Source organism: Bacillus cereus group sp. BfR-BA-01382, assembly GCF_022663475.1.
GTDB classification, from domain to species: domain Bacteria; phylum Bacillota; class Bacilli; order Bacillales; family Bacillaceae_G; genus Bacillus_A; species Bacillus_A thuringiensis_S.
In genome coordinates, this window is sequence record NZ_JAKUFQ010000104.1 from 1 (window position 1) to 17617 (window position 17617).

A 17617-nucleotide genomic window follows, 5' to 3' on the forward strand; every position below is an offset into this window, starting at 1 on the left:
CAAGCTTTTCTTTTTCAATGGCTTGATACAAAGCAGAATCATCTTTATTTAGATATTCATCTCTTAGCTCTTTATATTGTTTCGCCATCATACAAATTAATAACGATGCACTTAAATAAAAAGTAAAATCTTCATCGGTCAAACGTCCCCTGTCTTTTGAAGCGGAAAACATTTGATAAATATCAATGTATTCTTCTCTTGTAATTTCAGTTGTAGCATAAAAATTCATATCATTTAAATTTTGCAAACGCAATACACCACTTAAAGGTTTAATGTATTTATACATACCTCTCTTATACAATTCATTAAACAGTTCATTTGGTGCCATTCTTTTTATTGGTTTTTCTTTATTTAATTCTTTAAGTAATTTATCCTCCATTTTCACTATCATATCATCTATATTTTCAACTTTTCCAAATTTACAGCCTGTCACTTCTTGAAACTTGGATAATGCAGGAATCTGGTTTTTTGCTCTACCTTCTAACATTTCTTTATCAGTTACGGCTATAGAATTGATATTTACAACAACATTCCTGAAGTGTTCTTGAATCTCAATACTACGCCAATTTATTTGTTTCTTCTCATATAAGTACATTACACAAGAAATGACTAATAACAATTTAGACTCAGATAAATAGGAATCACTTCTTCCTCTGTAAAAGTCTACAAAATGATTGATATTAAAGGTTGGGTTTCTTTCTACATAATCACTAAGTCTCTTATATCCTTTCTTAATGAACTTTCGTAAAAAGGCATCCCCCTCACCCTTCTCTTCATACCAAGCATATAGAGCTAAAGCTTCTCTCATCTTTTTCTCTTCTATTGCTGTATATGTTGAAAATAAAGGATTTTCATAAAAGCGACTGTTTTTGTATGCAATCATGCAATCCTGTTGATTTTCTTTATATAAAGATGCTAACTCTTCCTCTAATTCCTTATGCACTGCTATACTTGCAACTGTATATACGACAAGAATTTCATTAACATCTATTTCTTTATCACCATTCTTATTTCTTATTATTACCCGTAAATCTGTATTCGTCATAAAATAACCTCCACTAATTTCCTAAGCAAGTACAATTTATTTAACTATATTATATAACAAAAAAAGACTTTTGTAAAAAATAATTTACTAAAGTCTTTTAAATTAGTATGAAACTACCTATCAGATTATGAATAAAACTACTTATCGCAATCAATGGTTCCATCTGCTTTATATAGTGAATTCATTGTCACCCCTGCTGAACCTGATGATTTTGTATAGGTATAAACATATTTACAGTATGTTTTTTTATCCTGCAAAATTGTTATTTCAGACAAATTGCTTTTCTCTTCAAATGGAACATCATTCTGTTCTAAAATCTGCATTCTTGAATCTTTTTTAAAATCTGGTTTCTTATTTAACTCTGCAAAAATGTCTTTATGTTCTGCTTTTTTTGGCGGTTGTGGAGTCATACATCCTGCCAATAGCACGATTGGAATTAACAAAACAAAGATTTTCTTCATACTATCACACCCTTATCTAACAGACTATATTTAATTTTAGATATATAGCTCTTATATAAGAATGCTTTAGGTGTTCGACCTTGCTCTATCACTTTTTTGTATACAAAAAAGCTCTCATGCTATCTGAGAACTTCATGAAAACTGTTTAGTTAGCCTTAGCCTGTAAATACCCTGCTTCTCTCATCGTTATAGGACGCAAATCCATTAGCTCTGGTGCGTCTTCTGTATTCTCTTGTTTAAAATCAGCGAAATAGATATTATCCTTTGTTTTTACGATGAATCCTGTTTGTTGAGTGGATTTATTCATCATAAAATCATCTACAGAGATTCCAAGCTCCTTTGAAACCAAGTCCTGCCGAATATCCGCATTTTTTTGGGCAGTCTTAATTTCATTTTTTGATAAATTATAGAGCCAAAACATAGTACATAGAAATCCTATAATAACCAAGACAGAAATACCAATTGAAGTCATTATTTTTTTAAACTTATTTTCTTTTTTGGGAGTTGCTTTGTTGATAATTGTTACATTTGATAAATCAGTAGGTTCTCTGGGAGATTTCTTCGACAACATTAATATCTCTTCTTCTGTCGTCTCATGGTTTACCAGAAACTTACTTTTAGCCTCTTTAAAAAATGCAATCTCGGACTCATCTGTAGCCTCTTGCATTAACTCATCAAGCATTTGATAAGAAAAAGCCCTACCTTGCTCCTTTTGAACCTCCTGTACCACTTGTTGCATTTCTTCAAGCGAATATGTATTTTCCATAAAAAATTCTTTTAATTTATCTTGATTGTTTGTATTGAAAAAATCTTTTACCACTTCTTTCGCTTTTTGAAATCGTTCGTCTGTCAAACTCATATGTCATCACTCCTCTTCTAATACGTTGGGATATTGTTTCAGCATTTCATCCATTTCTTCTTTTGTTAACCCTTCTGATTTTAGCTAATCATTCATATACTCATTTAACTGTTCACGAGTTTTCTTATCGGTTACATCCTTCATAGGTAACGGAATGATTCTATAAGCAGTAACTTTTCTGTATTCTCTCGATACCTCCTCAAAAATAGCCATTCTATCTACCTTGCTATAATCATGCTCTTGAAGGAATTCTTGCAAACTCTCCTTATCTTTTGTTCTAAAATACTCCTGCATTTTACGTTTCAACATTATTTTTTTCTCATTTATTGTTTTCATTCGTTATAAATCCCTCCATCTTTTTATTTTGCTTTTACGAATCATTACTTTCAGTTAGAATTTTATCAATCCTGACGACTTTATACTTTAAGTAATCTTCATACTTTAGAAACACTGACAATGTTTCGTTATTTACTTTTACTCGATACATTTTTATTCCTTTTAGCGTACCTTCCTCATTGTTGTCCATCTGCATTTTGTCTTCCTGAACGTTTAATGCGTTTGCAATGACTTCTCGTTTCGTTTCTATTACAGCATTCATTCTCTCTTGAAATAATTCTTTTCCCGTTATCAATGAGTAACCCATCGTTCCTAATACAATAATCGCACCCAGACTAACAATCATAAGGCTCCATATGTAAGTCAGAGAAATATAATCTGGACCTGGACGCCAACTACATCTAAAATGTTCCTTTTTAATAAAATAAAGAAAAGTTGTGAGTATAATAGGGATTACAAATAATCCGATTGCAAATACAAATACTTCTATACCTTTGAAATGTTCCATACTACACTTCACATCCCTTATGCTCTATAACTAATAAAAATAGATAATCATCCCATCCTTGTATGAAAAATTCGTAATGACTTCCTTCTTCTGTAAAAGACTGAATTATGATGTTGGCATACGTTTCTATTTCATCTAATTCTTCTGATTCATCTATATATGCTCCATATATATGATTCTGTTCACTCGTATACGGCTTCCATGGTAAAACAATTAATTCATCTCTATGAATGGAAGCCTTACTGAAAGTAATCCCTTCACTCATCTCCATATGTAATGTTTGAGAATGAATCTTTCTATCCTCTAACATAGGATGTTTTAATACTCGATTTAACAATTCCGATGTTTGTTTCATTCTTCTTTTCACTTCCTTCATCACTTTCGTTTCATCAAATATAGTATACATTAAAATTTATATATTGACTATAGTTAATAAAAGTTGTAAGATATGTTCATACGAAACACGAAAACTTAATAGGAGTGACTGTTGATGTTACAAAATATCTTATCAACTTATGCGTCTTTCTTTGATTTACATATGTGGAAAGAAGTATTAAGTGACCCTGTAGCCTGGGGCTTAATTGGTAGTTTAGTTCTTTTGGAAGGATTACTTTCTGCGGATAACGCTTTAGTATTAGCCGTTATGGTAAGACATTTACCTGAAGAACAACGTAAAAAGGCCTTAATGTACGGATTGTGGGGAGCTTATATCTTCCGATTTATTGCAATTGGATTAGGTACTTACTTAGTCAAATTTACGATTGTAAAAGTATTTGGAGCACTTTACTTACTTTGGTTATCGTTTAAGTTCTTTAAAGAACGATATATCGACAAAAAAGATGCCGATAATCCTGAGGATGAAGCAGTAAATGTAAAAGATGGTTTCTTAGCTCGTTATATTGGTGTATTCTGGGCAACGGTAGCAACAGTAGAGTTAATGGATATCTCATTCTCTGTAGATAGTATCTTAGCTTCATTTGCCGTAAGTAACGAAGTATGGGTATTATTCATGGGTGGTGTTTTAGGGATTCTGATGATGCGTGGTATCGCAGGAGTGTTTATTACTATCATTGATAAAATTCCTGAATTAGAAACAACTGCATATGTATTAATTGCATTCATTGGTTTAAAAATGCTATTAAGCATTGACCAAATTGGAATTGAAATTAATCATACAGTATTCTTCTCTATAATTATCTTAGCGTTTGTAGGAACATTCATTATTCACTACTTACGAAAAGGTAAATCAGATTCAAACGAAAAAAAGAAAACAGCATAATAATCTAAATAGAGTTCAATTGATTATATCTTCAATTTGAACTCTATTTTTATACATTTACACCCTGAACTTTACTTGTACAATATTAACCATATTTGTATAACTAATTATTTTATTTTTTATTGTTAAGTTTATATGTTAGAAAGGTGGAAATATTATAGTGAAAAATGCAATCATCATAGAAAAAATGATTCAACAAATCCGACAACACGCTAAAGAAAGAGCAAAATGCGTTTTAAGGGGTGCTGAAACTCCACATCTCTCAGGACTTCTTCTTCAAAAATATGGTTGTGGGGTAATAGATACTATAAATGAACTTTATTCGACTCCAAGGGCTTCTGATGAAATCTATAAAGTCTTGGATGCAGAAACAGTAAAAATTGACCCAGAATGGAAGCTTCATAACAAGCAGAGATGGTCTGGTCATCCCGCGGATATATGCATAAAATAAAAAGAGCCCCAATAGGTCGGTGGGCTCTTCTCTTTTGGTAGGTTTTTATAATGATGAAAGAATTTATCGAAGTGATTAATCTCTACACTCTATATTTTATCATGCGAGCATTTTAATTCAATTCAAATAACGTTCGAGGTAGTGTCTATATGCCCTTGGTTATAATGATTTACAATTAATTCCCCCATACCACCATTCATTTCTCCTATCCAAATCATAATCTCTTGCAGTTCCTTTGTGTCAGAGACCATATACTTCAATCCATATACCGCTAACTTTCCAATGTTTCTTCTATGTTCAAATCCTATAAACTTTAATTCATTTATTAATTTTATGGATAACCCTTTTCTTTTTTCATTAAATTTTTGACCTTTAATAAAGGGAGTATACACCTTTATTATTTCATCCACTAATACATACAAACCTTGCACTTCATCAGTAGTAGAAATTTGCACCATACATTTATCCCCTCCACAGTCTTATATGTATATTATAAACAAATCCACGCCAAAATCAAACGTATGTTCTTTTTGTGGATGTAAAAAAACACAAAGAATGATTCTCTGTGCTTAAAAATTTTTAGCTTAATGCCAATTCAACATCTTCAAAAAGTAGTTTCAATTCTTCAAGAGTTGTACCATGCTTTTCATATTCTTTGAAGAGATTGATTAACTCAACTGATGTATCATCATTAATTTCTCCATTTTTAATTTTATTTTCTAAAACCCCAACTTTTACTGCTAAATTATTTTTCAATTATTCAATTTCAATAGTATTCATCTTGTTTCTCCTTTATTATCTCTTATAGTTATTATAATATAATCTCGATTCCTTGTACTTTTATTCCATAAAAAATCCAGGTAAGAAATCTGTTAATCCATTCGCAATTGGATTCGGACCATAAAATCCAAATCGACTTTCAATTATTTCTCCTGATGGATTAAATACTTGATATCCATATACTTGACCTTTTAGATAGTAATCATATTGTTTTACTTCTTTCATTAATTCCTGAACAATTTTCTGTTTTAGCACTTTTGATACTCGATTCACTTGATATCTGGTACGAATCATTTCTCTATTAACATAAATATATCCTATGTGTCTTGCTAATTCACTATATTGCACAACACTTATTTCAAGTGTACGACCTTCATGCAGATAGATGGGTAAGATAACTGCATTTTTATCGTTTATTTCATTTTTGAAATCCAATTCGGTTTCAAAAGCATGCTCATCACCTAATCTATGCTTTTTATCAAAGCATACTATTCTCCCTAAAGTCCCTCTTTTTTCTCGTGGATTTACTGCTTCTGCATCACCACAAATCGCTACCTTTTCACCGTTAAGCTCCATTTGCATACCTTCATATAAATAATAACCTGTCATCACGAAAACACTCCTCTTTAATCATTTCAAATGTAAAATACCTGTTTTATATATTCGTATTATCATATGGCATTCAAAAAGAGGAAATTCAATAAAAAAGAAAAGCTGAGATAAATTATCTCAGCTTTCATGACCCTAATATTAGGGTGTTCTTATTTTATATTAATAACATTACGCTCTTACTTTTCTATCTATCCTTTATAAGCTCTCATGCCATAATCCCAAAAACATGAACGTGAATTATTATACCGAATATCATTTAAGCTAAATTCTACGCTTAGAAAGGATTCTAATGCAGTATAAAATGAATCTGATAATACCAAACGATTATAATCCTCGCCTTTTTGCAGAAATTCATCTTCTCTTAATTTAATATTGATAGTACCCATAATATTCGACCTTGGATTTACACTGAATCGAATCACACTATCTCGCTCTTCCATCCATTTATTTAACCTTTCTACAACGTCATTGTCATACACGTTTAACTCATTCATCATTACTTTCCTCCTAATTAAATTTGATTAAATCCCTATTTTTCTTTTTGCTCTATATATTATAGAATCTATTTTTGTAAAGTATTAGGAGTAAAATAAAAAGAGAGTCCCACTCATGGAACTCCCTTAAGTGTACTCCGCAGAAATTACACCGCAATTACTTTCATTATATGCAGTAGCAAAAGATATATAATAACGACTGAGTATTACTGGAAATAATCCTCTTTTCTTTCTGTATCCCTAATAATATATAACGTTTCAAAATCTATCATTTTAACTACATATAAAGCTTTACCAAAAACATATGTAAGTAATTTCTCGAAATCCATTTGATGCTCTTGAATTCTATCGTGACGGAAATATTTGCAATAAACATCAAATTCATCCTTAGTCATTAGACCTTCCTCAATATCAAAGTTTAGAAAATTTATATTTCTATTCACATGAACCACCGGTGTATAACCCAATATTTCCTTTAAGTGCCTAATGGACCATTCTTTAGCATAATCTATATTCGTTTTAACAATCTGTAACTGTTCATCCTCTTTATTAAAAGATACCTCTTCAATCTTTTCCTTTTTCATCTTCAACACCCTTTCAATAACATACAGCTATTCCGTCTCTGAAGATTTATATCCTTCAATATACCGCCATTTATCCCAATATACTTTCTTTCTACATCTTGTAATAATAAACTCTCCATTACTATCCTTTTGTTTGCTAAGTCTACAAAAAGGATTTCCACGTTTCTCTTCAGATTCTGTCCTTGCAATAATTGAATACAGATTTTCACTTTTTACAAATAGTATCGGATTACGAAACTTTTTCATAAAATCATTCTTCCATGCCATTAAGTCTTTACTATTAGCATCCAAATTGAAAAATCCTCCTAAGAATACATGTACAATTCTTTTCTTCAGATAAGCACTTCATGTCTATGTCCACACTGACCACAAATGACATCAAACCCTTCTGGATGCGTCATATCTGTTTTGAAATTTCCGTCGTTGTTAATTGAATCTTCAAGAGATAAATAATCATCGTAAACTTTACCATCATTATGATTTACAATTCTTTTTAAAGGAATCGTCCTTTTATTTGAGCATTTTGTACATTTTATAGTTATTTCGATTTCCATATTTAGCACAACACTTCCTGTATATCCGAAGTTATCTTCATAACTCAGAACATTAGATATCCATCTGTCTATTTGTTATCTAACTTTACAAATCGTTTTACCAATTCTCCTGAGGGTAATTTTTGCATACCGAAAAACTCATCTACTTCCCGTGCCCAAATTTTGTCTGTCCCATAATCAACTTCTGCTTGATAAATGACATGAGGCTTTTCTCTATCAATAAAAACTACTCCCTTGTAACAATACAAACGAACTTCTCGAATCGCTTCTCCATCAGGTGTATGAGCATCTTGAGCAACCAAATTCTCCCTTAAATCAACAAAATCACCTGTAAATTCACTTACTGGTAATGCAATACAACGAAAACAATATTCTTTCTGTTTATAATGCTTGTACAAGTCACCATTTTTCATTACTAATTCTCCTTCTAATCTTATTTAAAATTATCTTGAATCCAATTCAACTCATCACATTTGTTACAATATTGACCATACGCATCACAACTAACGATTTCTTTTTCTTGTTGGCAACTACTACATTTCCCCATGTTATCAACACCTCTTCATTCTATTGACCTGATACAGTAATCAAGTAATAATCATCTTCTAATTCAGTATCAACAATTTCTCTCACAGGCACGAGCATATTTATTTTATTCTCCCTGGTCATAACAGAAGTTCCTGTTACTTCTGCACCATATGTATATTTCTCCATTGCAATAGGACAAACCCAAATAGAAATCATTTGTTACATGCCTCCCTTTTTGCTAATCGTTCTTTAGCAAGTTGCCTTTTTAACTCTAAATTTTCGACTTTTAAATAATAATTTTCATCTTTCATACGAGTTAACTCTTTATTCAATAAATCATTATTGAATTGAATGGTTCTTAATGTACCAAGGATATTCACAATCTATCATCCTCTCAATTTAATCTATATCTATTTATATGGCTTATCCCCAACATAATCTTTTGCAACAACCCACTGTTTCATCCATTCAGGAGCGAGCTCTTGAAACACCTTACTATGCTGTTCTGGAGTATCAACTATCCATGTGTTATTATTCACAATATACTTACCCATGTTTGCAGGAAAAGGATATGACCACTTCATTGAAAAAGGGCTTGTCCAATAATTTTCTCCTACTTTCCAATTGTAGATTTCATTGTCTAACAACAGCACACTGGCATGTATTTTATGCGGATACGTATCAATCCAACTCTTCATCACTTTCACCCACATTCTTATTACTATTTAGTTGTTCAACATCAACAGGATAATCTTCTTCTGAATAAAAAGTAATCTCGGCCATCCATTTTTCCATAACACATGGATTTTCTTCTGTACCAAAATCGTCTCCATCTAAATCGTAATATTTTATTTGATACTCAAATCCTTTTTTATCTTTAAACAATGCACTTGCTACCAATCCACACTTTTCTTTAAACGAATGAACCTTTTCTTTCGGTATCCAACCGCTATGTAATTTCAATTCACCATTTACATGGTCTATCATCAAAACGCCCTCTTTCCCTGTATCAATCATTTTCTTGCTTATTTATTTCACGCTTTAATCTCGCATTAATAGCTAATAACTCTATGTCTGTTACATATCCTGCTTGAATAACCTGATAATAATATCCACTTTTACCATATATAGAAGATAATAAGTCCTTTTCCTTTTTACCTAAAAGGTTTGAATATAGAGGATACATTTCTTCCATTGCTCTCTTTTGTTGTTTCTTTTTCCATACGGATACTTTCTCAATAATAATCGCAGATAATAATAGGAAAAATAGACCGACAGCAACAAGACCATACACAGTCCATGAATGAGAAAAGTAACAAATATATAAAGCAGATGTCATCATTATCTTTCCATGTAACTCAGATGAGAATGAAGCAAATAACATCATAAATAATCCTGATACAATTGCAAATTCAATGTTTGATGAATCAAAAAGATAGATTTCAAGAGGGATAATCGGTAATGCCACCAAGGAAAGGAATAACAATGGCAAGACATAAGTTTTAAATATGCTTTCCCTAAGATTAACGTTCTCCATTTCTTTCTTCATAAACTTCACACCTTACTTACGATTTCGTATTTGATTATGATAAAATTATAATATTTTAATTAACTATAGTCAATTAAAAGAAAAAAGAACCTTTGATAGGTTCCTCCTCAAGAATATGTATGGAATATTATATATAACTACATACAATCTTTAACAGCTAACCACAAAGCATCTGTCAATTCCATTGCCTCATATTCTATGTCATCTACATTTATTATAAATTTCTTTGTTAATAGACTTGTACTAATATTTACTTCATCCAAATAATCTATCATTTTCCCAATTGTTACTTTTTTATGGTGATAATTCGCCCAATCTTTTCTTGGCACAATTTCATTAAATAGAGAATAAAATTGCTCTTCAGTAATTTCTTTCGCTTGTTTAGGTGTTATATGATATTTCATTTTTAAATATCCTTTCTTTTCATATATGAATATACTAATAATCCGAGACAGTTCTTCCCTTATTGAAGGATTGAATTAATTTACCCTCAACCACTTTTTTGTTTATGCATTTTACAGGATAATGACCATTTGAAGTATATAACATGATGATTTCTCCAATTTTGTATTCGTACTTTGTTTTTGCAGGTTTCCCTTTTCCATACACATTATATTTATCCATTGCACTGCTCCTTATAGAGTTTTACCTTCTTTTCACACTTATGCCTACCTTATGTTTTGCCACTTTCTATAGGCTAAAATTCCCTTGTAAAAGCCATAGTTTAGACGTGGCAACAAAATACCTCTTAATTGATTATCATGATTTTTAGCATTCCAAATCCCTTCCTCTTTCCAAGAATCGTAACCAATGTAAAGCTCCTTATATCCTTGAAGGTATGGCAATAAGAAATTCTTTAAATAATCTTCATATGTTTCTTGATACTCAGGGAAGTAATACGACAAATCAGAATTAGGATTTTTATATTGTTTTTTATAGAACTCATAAAATCGTTTACCTTCAACTTCTAAAATGAATGAGAGTTCTATACGCTCTCCCTCTGAATAGAACACCACATACATATCTTCGAACATTACAAACACACTCCTTTTCTTCCGTCACTCTACGGGTTTTTCTTTCAAAGATTTAGTATATTCCATTGCATCCACTAAGTTTTCTCTTGCTAATCTTGTAGAAAATGCCTGGGTAATCAATAATCTTCTCATATAATAGAGTTCATCCAATGTCATCGTAATGGTTATTTCTTTACCCTTTACTTCTTTTATTTCATCAATACCCTTTTGAATCTTCTCCTCTAATTCCCCCATGATAAGCGTATCTGTAAAGGATACTTCCTTGCCCTGAAACTTGAATTCTCTTTTTCTATCCATATTACTCGTCCCTTTTATCATTGTTTTGTTGCCCATCAAGGACATTCAAAACCTTTAAAGAAGCTACACAAATAGCAACGCACTGACATGGGTCAATATATTCTACAATTTCGTTACCAAAACGAAATTCGCATTTAAAATTGTTTAACTCTGTACTGTTTAAAGAGAATGAACAGTTATAATGTTCCATCATTCTTTCGATAACCATCCATGTATGTTTCATATTTTCTGATGGCTTAAAAGTATTAGAATCATCTATCGAAAAACCTCTTTGAATGTCTTCCACCCAAAAACCACCATTTAAGCTTCCATCTTCATAATAGTCATTCAATCCATCCATTGAAGTTTCAATGCTCCATCCCATTACCTTTGTACCAATTTCAGGATTCAAAGCTTGTAACAATAGTCTTCTCTCTTTGATTTTCTGAATCAAATCTTTAATATCCATTTTTTACACGCCCTCACTTTTGATTATTTCTACTATTCCTTCAACAGTTCTTCTGCTCTTTGCATCATCTCTTGCAGTTTATTTTCTACCTTCATCTGTCCTTCTGCCTTGTCGATATTATTCTTTAGCAGGAAATATGCTACTACCACAATATCAGAGGACAAATATCCCATTTCACGCATTTCATGTTCAATTTTTTCTGCATCATTCTTATATCCTTGCTCTTGGTATTCATTCATAGATATATCCTCCTTAAACGATTTTTCTTTTGAACACATACTCTCCACTATCAATCATGACTAACTCCCAACCTTCTGCTCCTAACTCATTCAGCTTGTTCACATCAAGTTCAGAATGATGCGGTCGTGTTAACTTTTGGAACTCAACTTTTTTATATTCAAACTTCTCCATTCATAATCATCCTTTTTATATTTTTATTGTTTTTCAACTACTGTATCTACATTAGGAAATAAAGATAATATAGGAACTCTATAACCACGCAATTTAAATTCATATTCCTCACCTTGATGAATCTTAGCTTGTACATCTGCTGAATCAAACTTGAACATTAACAAACTATCTTCATTTACAATAACCGTTTCAGAATTATTTTTCTGTTTCACAACTATATAAAACTTATCTACTTCTTCCTGACGTTTGGAATACTTTTCTATCACTTCACCTTTTACAGTTGTAATATGGGTATAGTTCAGCATTTCTCCTACAATCGCTAATAACATCAAGAAAACAAATCCTATAAGCATCCACGATTTTCGCGTTGTTCCAATCATATTCGCCTCATCCTTTTCATTTAGATTTAATTTCTTCAACTACCCATGACATTACATATCCACATCTATCAGCTAATTTTTCAGCCATGTTTTCAGCTCTCTTTCTTGATTTATATTTTCTTGTATACTCGTCAACAATATCTCTTGTTAAAGGTATGAGGATACCGCCATAAATATGGTTTTTCCCTTTCCAATAACCATATGAATTACCTGCATCCTTTGGTTTTTCTTCACTTGAAAGATAAATTACATATTCAAACATTTAATTCATTCGTCTTTTTAATGTATTTTTTCTCCCCCATTAAAGAAATCATCCTTTTGGAAACTTGATAATTCACGCTTAAATAAAAACTATCTCTCAGCCTTGCTGATACTAATCTAACATCGTCTTCAGACTCAAATGGAAAACACTTCATTTTATTAATTATTTGATTTGTCACTTCTTGTTGTAATCTTTGAAACTCATTCGAACCCATTACACTATTAATAAAATCATTTATCTGTTTTGTCTCCATAACTATAACCTCCGAAATTTTAATTGTTAGTTCAGATACATTAACAATATGAGTTATTAATCTTTACGGTAAATTATAATATTTATATCAACTATAGTCAATTTAATATAAATAAAAAAAGAAACCTTTATAGGTTCCTTCTTGTTTTAATTTAATTCTTCACATGCTAAAATCTGCGTTTTATTCATAAGTTTCAATCTTTAGTATTAATGTTTTCTTTTCAAAATTAATCTCATATGAACTATAGCAAACTTGTTTAGCTAAATGATTATCAATAACAAAATCTTCATCAATTTCATCATCATATGCTTGAATTAACTTAATGTAGTCACGTTCAACAGCTTCTTCACTTCTAAAAGTAGTGATGCTCGTATCTAAATCGCCTAATGAAATATTTCCACAAACAGCAACTAAATCTTCATAACTAACTTTGAGTTGTTCATCGTTAATAATTACAGTTCCTTCACGAATTCCTTCAATTTCATTTCCACCAATTAAATGTCCTACTATCATTTTCATTTCCTCTTTTCTGTATAATAACTTTTTATTAAAGTGCTTGAGACTACCTGTTTTATATTTGTTCAGTTATTATATGCATTTACTATTCTTTTAATAAAAATAATAGGTTATCGGTATAAATTATTTTTCATATGTTTAAATCCAATTTCTTAAGACATTTTTTACATGCCAGTTCTTCATTTATCCTTAACTCAAATGATTCAATCGTGGTTTCAAAGAAGCTTGTGGATTGACTATACTTTCCACATAGCGAGTCATCGTTTATAAAAGCATGATATTTTGCTTTCGGATGCACCCAATCATGGCTTGTTGTATTGCTCTGCTTTACTGGTAATTGCCAAACTACATTAGCCATTCAACTTACTATCCTCATTTCTATTAAGATTTAATAGATATTAAAAGATAGCCCTTTGAACGGCCATCCATAATGCGTCACACAGCTCTTCCCCTTCAAAGTGGAATCTATCCATCTCCACATCATGATTTATACTGACAAACCATTTCGTTCCATATTCGGAATGAGAATTTTCAATTACTACTTTTCCATAATCGTTTAGGATTGCTATCATATTCGATGTATTACAATGTTTTGCTGTTTTAATTAGCGTATTATGTTTCCACCCTTTGTTTTTAAATATGTCCAACGCACTTTGTACTTTACTTACATTATCCCAATCCATCCAAACAGTGTCTATAAATTTCGAATTACTCAAAGTCAAAACTTGTTCTGCACTTAGTAATACTAATTGTTCTACATTAATGTGACCTTTCATTCTCGTTCCTCTTTTCTATAAAAATAATATTCACATTTTTGGTAAGCTTACTTCTTCAAAAATTTGCTTAACATCATATGACCGAAAAACTTATCTATCAATTTATTATTTTCGTCATACACGTTAATATGAGTGTCTTGCTCTTCAATACTCCATCCTCTTTCACTACAGATGTCAAAATTATTATCCCTTACGCCTACTAAGACGTTTCTTTGGAAATTAGCTAATGGCATAAACCTCTCTCACTTTCTTTAAGTTACCTTCATAACTTACGAATTTCAAAAAAACTTCATCTTAACAATATCCAATCATTATTTAATTGTTTCTCCCAAATCAAAATCAGGATTACATTCGTATCTTTTTAATTCATAATAAATTACTTCTTCTTTCTCCTCATTTTGGTCTTGAGAATCATATATTGATGAAATTATATAACCAACACCATTTATACTAAGGGTGTTATCACAATTGCATTCTATAGGTACAGAATGTAATCGACCTATTTTTTCTCCATTGATGTTATACAGTTCATATCTATATCCCTCTATACCACCTGTACCATGATACGATTGTCTAATTTTTAAGTCATACTCCATATTAACTCTCTCCCTTTTGACTACCTTGTTTCGTTTTTTTCTGTATCTCATCCATATATTTAACAGCATTCAACAAACAACGATATGCAGAAGGAAGACCTGCTCTGTCGTCTAACAAAATGTTGTAATATAGTTTCTTCCCATCTGTAATTGGTATAAACCCAGGAGTCTCATTGATGGAATCAAATGGAATATCATTCTCTTCTAAATATTGCTTAACAAAGGATAGCTCACTATTACATCTCGCTGTATAAACCATAAGATATGCATTAAGTTTTTTAGCTTCTCTTAATAATTGAATAACATACTCATATGAGTGTCCTTCTTTGTGGTAATCGTATACTGTATTATCAAAGTCATACGCTACTACAAGGGAACCATACTTCTTCCATTCCGTAATTAAACGCTCTGTTACATTTTCTTCATATAAATACAAATCCATTTCAATATCTCCCTATCTTTCAAACATTATGTATATAAAAATCATTTAAAAATATATAGTTATACATCATCATCTATATCTGCACCACAATATTGAACTTGCAACGTATTATTAGATAATCTATTTAATAAAATATAAAGATTTATTCTTCTTGATTTTGTGACCATCTTACATACTCCTATCTATGTGATATTTATTCAATCACTTACAGCTCAATAGACTCCTTTAATTTTACAGGCTCCGTATGATAAACCTCTCTCAAACATTTCCTGGATGAGGTTACCTCTCTATCTATCACAAACTTAATTTCAGAATGACAGTATTGGCATTCCATATGACCTTTATTCTTCTTCAATAAATATCTTTCATCATGAACATATTCACAATAAGGGCATTCCAAACCTTCTTCGCTGATTACATGATTTTCTGGATTTTTGTTCAATTTCATTTCTCTAACTCCCAGAATGCAAGAATAAGCAACACAAGGATGATAGATTTTCCCATTAATGAGTAAAATTTGTTTAAATAATTCTCCTGATTGTGCCCTTACTTCTTTAATAAACTTAGAACCTTTTAAATCACCAAAAGGTTGTGTCAAATCTAACTCTAAGATTTCACAAAACATGACTCATTTCTCCTCTTTAATTTCATTACCATTTGATAATCATATATGTCCCATCTCGCATTTCATCACTATGAGAAACTTCAAAACCTAAACTTCTTAATTTTAAAATAAGTGCATTATATAAATGGGGTTCCGTTAACCAATTATCCCTATTCAAACCAGAATTGGCATGAATCTTTAATTCATAATTCCCTGCATTTGCTTTTTCTATCATCTCTACTTCGATTTCCTCAATCATAGAAGATGCAAAAACATCTCCTTCGATTTTCTTTTGATTATCTGCTAATGCTCTTAATTCTTGTGGTGTTTTCATACCATTTTCTCCTCTGTATATTTTATTTCTCCTCAAATCCTAAACATATCTGGTGTCATATAATTACGAACAATAAAATATAGAAGAATAAAGGTCCCAATACCTGTTACTATTTGAAATACTACATTTTCTGTTATTTTTTCATTTCTTTCCCTCATCTTTTCCTTCTCTATAAAAAATACTTGAGTTAGTAACAAAAGAACTTGAATGCCAATTATTATGTATAGACCTGTACTCATATAAAATCCTCCATTATGCATCCATTTTACTTAGCTAAATATTCTTCATAAGAGATGGATACAGGCTCCCCAATTTCTTTACCTGTCATCTTATCTACCTTAACCTTATAAAAAGCTGTGAATGTGCTATGCCAACTCCCCTGAGTCGTACTATAATATTTCCATTTCCAATTATCCATATTGATTATTCATTCCTTATATATTCAAGTTGTATTACAATCAAAATTTTTTATCTATCTTATCCCCATATAAGCCAACCTGTGCCTATACCTAATAAGAATCCAGGTGTCATCCACTTAACTAATTGCCACGTCCACTGACCAAGCACAACCCATCCAATACCACTTAACAAGGCAACTCACCTCCATTCTTTGCAATTTTAAACTCTTAATGATACAACTTATCAAACATGTATATTAATTTATTACCGCAGTCACATTTAGGAACTTGGTACGCCATTACGTCACCTGCTTTTTACAAAATACTATATTAAATTTTTAGCTTAGTTTTGTTTCTTACCACAATTGCAACAGTAAATAGACTTATAATCTTGTGCTAATTTATATCCTCGTTTGCATTTTGACTGACAACATAATGACAATGGTAAGTCCTCATGTGTCCCTTTTTTGATTGGCATACTCTTTCACCTACTTTTCTACGCAATTCGAATTCAATTAACTTAAATTACCAAGTTCTTTTGTTGCTCCAAAATACGACTTAATAACTGCCATTGCATGTTCTTCATTAGGTACATTCGTTAATTTTATATAGCACTTATCTTGATAAGTTATTACAAACTCACCTTCAAAATCCCATTCTTCATCTTTCTCAATTTCCCTATATATTGAATAACTATCTCCATCTCTACCTTCTATTAAATATTTTGGCGGTTTAATACTTAATCCTTTTAAATTTGCTTCAGGTGATACAATCACTTTTTTAGTTACTGTATTCATAATTCATTCCTCCATTTTTAATAAAATTT

41 protein-coding genes are annotated in these 17617 nt (G+C 31.1%); 2 read left to right on the forward strand and 39 right to left on the reverse strand.

Going from position 1 to position 17617, the window contains the following annotated elements:
- From MR160_RS27400 to MR160_RS27425, 6 genes are all read right to left on the reverse strand, one after another.
- The coding region (locus MR160_RS27400) for a hypothetical protein (RefSeq protein ID WP_242298574.1) at positions 1-1045 on the reverse strand (1045 nt) is incomplete at its 3' end.
- A 137-nt stretch (positions 1046-1182) separates the two neighbouring features.
- A complete protein-coding gene (locus tag MR160_RS27405) occupies positions 1183-1506 on the reverse strand; it encodes a hypothetical protein (RefSeq protein ID WP_242298576.1) in 324 nt (107 codons plus the stop codon).
- Positions 1507-1651: 145 nt separating this feature from the next.
- On the reverse strand, positions 1652-2365 hold the full coding sequence (locus MR160_RS27410; protein WP_242298577.1) for a hypothetical protein: 714 nt from the start codon (positions 2363-2365) through the stop codon (positions 1652-1654).
- 84 nt (positions 2366-2449) lie between these two features.
- Complete coding sequence (locus MR160_RS27415) at positions 2450-2674, reverse strand: hypothetical protein (RefSeq protein WP_242298579.1); 225 nt, start codon at positions 2672-2674, stop codon at positions 2450-2452.
- Positions 2675-2735: 61 nt separating this feature from the next.
- Positions 2736-3209: a hypothetical protein gene (locus tag MR160_RS27420; protein WP_242298581.1), complete on the reverse strand. Its 474-nt coding sequence runs from the start codon at positions 3207-3209 to the stop codon at positions 2736-2738.
- 1 nt (position 3210) lies between these two features.
- Positions 3211-3564 carry a hypothetical protein gene (locus MR160_RS27425; RefSeq protein ID WP_242298583.1) on the reverse strand — a complete coding sequence of 118 codons (354 nt, stop codon included), beginning with the start codon at positions 3562-3564 and terminating at the stop codon, positions 3211-3213.
- A gap of 129 nt (positions 3565-3693) precedes the next feature.
- Between MR160_RS27425 and MR160_RS27430 the strand changes: the two genes are divergently transcribed.
- Positions 3694-4488 (forward strand): TerC family protein, encoded by a 795-nt coding sequence (locus MR160_RS27430; RefSeq protein ID WP_242298651.1) that lies wholly within the window; start codon positions 3694-3696, stop codon positions 4486-4488.
- 160 nt (positions 4489-4648) lie between these two features.
- Entirely contained in the window at positions 4649-4939 is a 291-nt protein-coding gene (locus MR160_RS27435; protein WP_242298585.1) for a hypothetical protein, read from the forward strand.
- Between the two features lie 122 nt (positions 4940-5061).
- Here the strand turns inward: MR160_RS27435 and MR160_RS27440 are convergent, their stop codons facing one another.
- From MR160_RS27440 to MR160_RS27595, 33 genes are all read right to left on the reverse strand, one after another.
- On the reverse strand, positions 5062-5397 hold the full coding sequence (locus MR160_RS27440; RefSeq protein WP_242298590.1) for a hypothetical protein: 336 nt from the start codon (positions 5395-5397) through the stop codon (positions 5062-5064).
- Positions 5398-5518: 121 nt separating this feature from the next.
- The gene (locus tag MR160_RS27445) at positions 5519-5695 is read right to left on the reverse strand and encodes a hypothetical protein (RefSeq protein ID WP_242298591.1); all 177 of its coding nucleotides are present in this window, start codon (positions 5693-5695) and stop codon (positions 5519-5521) included.
- Positions 5696-5779: 84 nt separating this feature from the next.
- Entirely contained in the window at positions 5780-6328 is a 549-nt protein-coding gene (locus MR160_RS27450) for a hypothetical protein (protein WP_242298653.1), read from the reverse strand.
- A gap of 191 nt (positions 6329-6519) precedes the next feature.
- Positions 6520-6828 (reverse strand): hypothetical protein, encoded by a 309-nt coding sequence (locus tag MR160_RS27455; protein WP_242298593.1) that lies wholly within the window; start codon positions 6826-6828, stop codon positions 6520-6522.
- A gap of 203 nt (positions 6829-7031) precedes the next feature.
- The gene (locus MR160_RS27460) at positions 7032-7409 is read right to left on the reverse strand and encodes a hypothetical protein (RefSeq protein WP_242298595.1); all 378 of its coding nucleotides are present in this window, start codon (positions 7407-7409) and stop codon (positions 7032-7034) included.
- Between the two features lie 27 nt (positions 7410-7436).
- The gene (locus MR160_RS27465; protein WP_242298597.1) at positions 7437-7700 is read right to left on the reverse strand and encodes a hypothetical protein; all 264 of its coding nucleotides are present in this window, start codon (positions 7698-7700) and stop codon (positions 7437-7439) included.
- A gap of 41 nt (positions 7701-7741) precedes the next feature.
- Positions 7742-7963, reverse strand: coding sequence for a hypothetical protein (locus tag MR160_RS27470; protein ID WP_242298599.1), 222 nt, complete (start codon positions 7961-7963; stop codon positions 7742-7744).
- 68 nt (positions 7964-8031) lie between these two features.
- Positions 8032-8376: a hypothetical protein gene (locus MR160_RS27475; protein ID WP_242298601.1), complete on the reverse strand. Its 345-nt coding sequence runs from the start codon at positions 8374-8376 to the stop codon at positions 8032-8034.
- A 154-nt stretch (positions 8377-8530) separates the two neighbouring features.
- On the reverse strand, positions 8531-8707 hold the full coding sequence (locus tag MR160_RS27480) for a hypothetical protein (RefSeq protein ID WP_170951660.1): 177 nt from the start codon (positions 8705-8707) through the stop codon (positions 8531-8533).
- Entirely contained in the window at positions 8704-8871 is a 168-nt protein-coding gene (locus MR160_RS27485) for a hypothetical protein (protein WP_242298602.1), read from the reverse strand. The genes MR160_RS27480 and MR160_RS27485 overlap by 4 nt, the downstream gene beginning before the upstream one ends.
- A gap of 30 nt (positions 8872-8901) precedes the next feature.
- Positions 8902-9189 carry a hypothetical protein gene (locus MR160_RS27490; RefSeq protein ID WP_242298604.1) on the reverse strand — a complete coding sequence of 96 codons (288 nt, stop codon included), beginning with the start codon at positions 9187-9189 and terminating at the stop codon, positions 8902-8904.
- On the reverse strand, positions 9173-9478 hold the full coding sequence (locus tag MR160_RS27495) for a hypothetical protein (RefSeq protein ID WP_240522573.1): 306 nt from the start codon (positions 9476-9478) through the stop codon (positions 9173-9175). Before MR160_RS27495 ends, MR160_RS27490 begins: the two co-directional genes overlap by 17 nt.
- A 22-nt stretch (positions 9479-9500) precedes the next feature.
- The gene (locus MR160_RS27500) at positions 9501-10040 is read right to left on the reverse strand and encodes a hypothetical protein (RefSeq protein WP_242298609.1); all 540 of its coding nucleotides are present in this window, start codon (positions 10038-10040) and stop codon (positions 9501-9503) included.
- A gap of 137 nt (positions 10041-10177) precedes the next feature.
- Positions 10178-10444, reverse strand: coding sequence for a hypothetical protein (locus tag MR160_RS27505; RefSeq protein WP_086878034.1), 267 nt, complete (start codon positions 10442-10444; stop codon positions 10178-10180).
- A 34-nt stretch (positions 10445-10478) separates the two neighbouring features.
- On the reverse strand, positions 10479-10664 hold the full coding sequence (locus tag MR160_RS27510; protein WP_242298611.1) for a hypothetical protein: 186 nt from the start codon (positions 10662-10664) through the stop codon (positions 10479-10481).
- A 44-nt stretch (positions 10665-10708) separates the two neighbouring features.
- Complete coding sequence (locus tag MR160_RS27515; RefSeq protein ID WP_242298613.1) at positions 10709-11074, reverse strand: hypothetical protein; 366 nt, start codon at positions 11072-11074, stop codon at positions 10709-10711.
- Between the two features lie 24 nt (positions 11075-11098).
- A complete protein-coding gene (locus MR160_RS27520) occupies positions 11099-11371 on the reverse strand; it encodes a hypothetical protein (RefSeq protein ID WP_242298623.1) in 273 nt (90 codons plus the stop codon).
- Position 11372: 1 nt separating this feature from the next.
- Complete coding sequence (locus MR160_RS27525; protein WP_242298624.1) at positions 11373-11819, reverse strand: BC1872 family protein; 447 nt, start codon at positions 11817-11819, stop codon at positions 11373-11375.
- Between the two features lie 32 nt (positions 11820-11851).
- Positions 11852-12058, reverse strand: coding sequence for a hypothetical protein (locus MR160_RS27530; protein WP_242298625.1), 207 nt, complete (start codon positions 12056-12058; stop codon positions 11852-11854).
- Between the two features lie 13 nt (positions 12059-12071).
- The gene (locus MR160_RS27535; protein WP_141528308.1) at positions 12072-12230 is read right to left on the reverse strand and encodes a DUF4177 domain-containing protein; all 159 of its coding nucleotides are present in this window, start codon (positions 12228-12230) and stop codon (positions 12072-12074) included.
- Between the two features lie 23 nt (positions 12231-12253).
- On the reverse strand, positions 12254-12610 hold the full coding sequence (locus tag MR160_RS27540) for a DUF1523 family protein (protein ID WP_242298626.1): 357 nt from the start codon (positions 12608-12610) through the stop codon (positions 12254-12256).
- 16 nt (positions 12611-12626) lie between these two features.
- On the reverse strand, positions 12627-12872 hold the full coding sequence (locus MR160_RS27545; protein WP_098368678.1) for a hypothetical protein: 246 nt from the start codon (positions 12870-12872) through the stop codon (positions 12627-12629).
- On the reverse strand, positions 12865-13125 hold the full coding sequence (locus tag MR160_RS27550; protein ID WP_242298627.1) for a hypothetical protein: 261 nt from the start codon (positions 13123-13125) through the stop codon (positions 12865-12867). Before MR160_RS27550 ends, MR160_RS27545 begins: the two co-directional genes overlap by 8 nt.
- Before the next feature lie 180 nt (positions 13126-13305).
- Positions 13306-13638 carry a hypothetical protein gene (locus tag MR160_RS27555; protein WP_242298628.1) on the reverse strand — a complete coding sequence of 111 codons (333 nt, stop codon included), beginning with the start codon at positions 13636-13638 and terminating at the stop codon, positions 13306-13308.
- Between the two features lie 133 nt (positions 13639-13771).
- Positions 13772-13999 carry a hypothetical protein gene (locus MR160_RS27560; RefSeq protein ID WP_242298629.1) on the reverse strand — a complete coding sequence of 76 codons (228 nt, stop codon included), beginning with the start codon at positions 13997-13999 and terminating at the stop codon, positions 13772-13774.
- A 40-nt stretch (positions 14000-14039) separates the two neighbouring features.
- Positions 14040-14417 (reverse strand): hypothetical protein, encoded by a 378-nt coding sequence (locus MR160_RS27565; protein WP_144536553.1) that lies wholly within the window; start codon positions 14415-14417, stop codon positions 14040-14042.
- Between the two features lie 311 nt (positions 14418-14728).
- On the reverse strand, positions 14729-15013 hold the full coding sequence (locus MR160_RS27570; protein WP_242298631.1) for a hypothetical protein: 285 nt from the start codon (positions 15011-15013) through the stop codon (positions 14729-14731).
- A 1-nt stretch (position 15014) separates the two neighbouring features.
- A complete protein-coding gene (locus MR160_RS27575; protein WP_242298634.1) occupies positions 15015-15455 on the reverse strand; it encodes a hypothetical protein in 441 nt (146 codons plus the stop codon).
- A gap of 205 nt (positions 15456-15660) precedes the next feature.
- Positions 15661-16080 carry a hypothetical protein gene (locus MR160_RS27580; protein ID WP_242298644.1) on the reverse strand — a complete coding sequence of 140 codons (420 nt, stop codon included), beginning with the start codon at positions 16078-16080 and terminating at the stop codon, positions 15661-15663.
- A 25-nt stretch (positions 16081-16105) separates the two neighbouring features.
- A complete protein-coding gene (locus MR160_RS27585) occupies positions 16106-16393 on the reverse strand; it encodes a hypothetical protein (protein ID WP_242298645.1) in 288 nt (95 codons plus the stop codon).
- A gap of 32 nt (positions 16394-16425) precedes the next feature.
- Positions 16426-16632 carry a hypothetical protein gene (locus MR160_RS27590; protein WP_242298647.1) on the reverse strand — a complete coding sequence of 69 codons (207 nt, stop codon included), beginning with the start codon at positions 16630-16632 and terminating at the stop codon, positions 16426-16428.
- A 502-nt stretch (positions 16633-17134) separates the two neighbouring features.
- Entirely contained in the window at positions 17135-17269 is a 135-nt protein-coding gene (locus MR160_RS34905) for a hypothetical protein (protein WP_255258613.1), read from the reverse strand.
- A 37-nt stretch (positions 17270-17306) separates the two neighbouring features.
- Positions 17307-17588 carry a hypothetical protein gene (locus MR160_RS27595; RefSeq protein WP_242298649.1) on the reverse strand — a complete coding sequence of 94 codons (282 nt, stop codon included), beginning with the start codon at positions 17586-17588 and terminating at the stop codon, positions 17307-17309.
- Positions 17589-17617 lie beyond the last annotated feature (29 nt).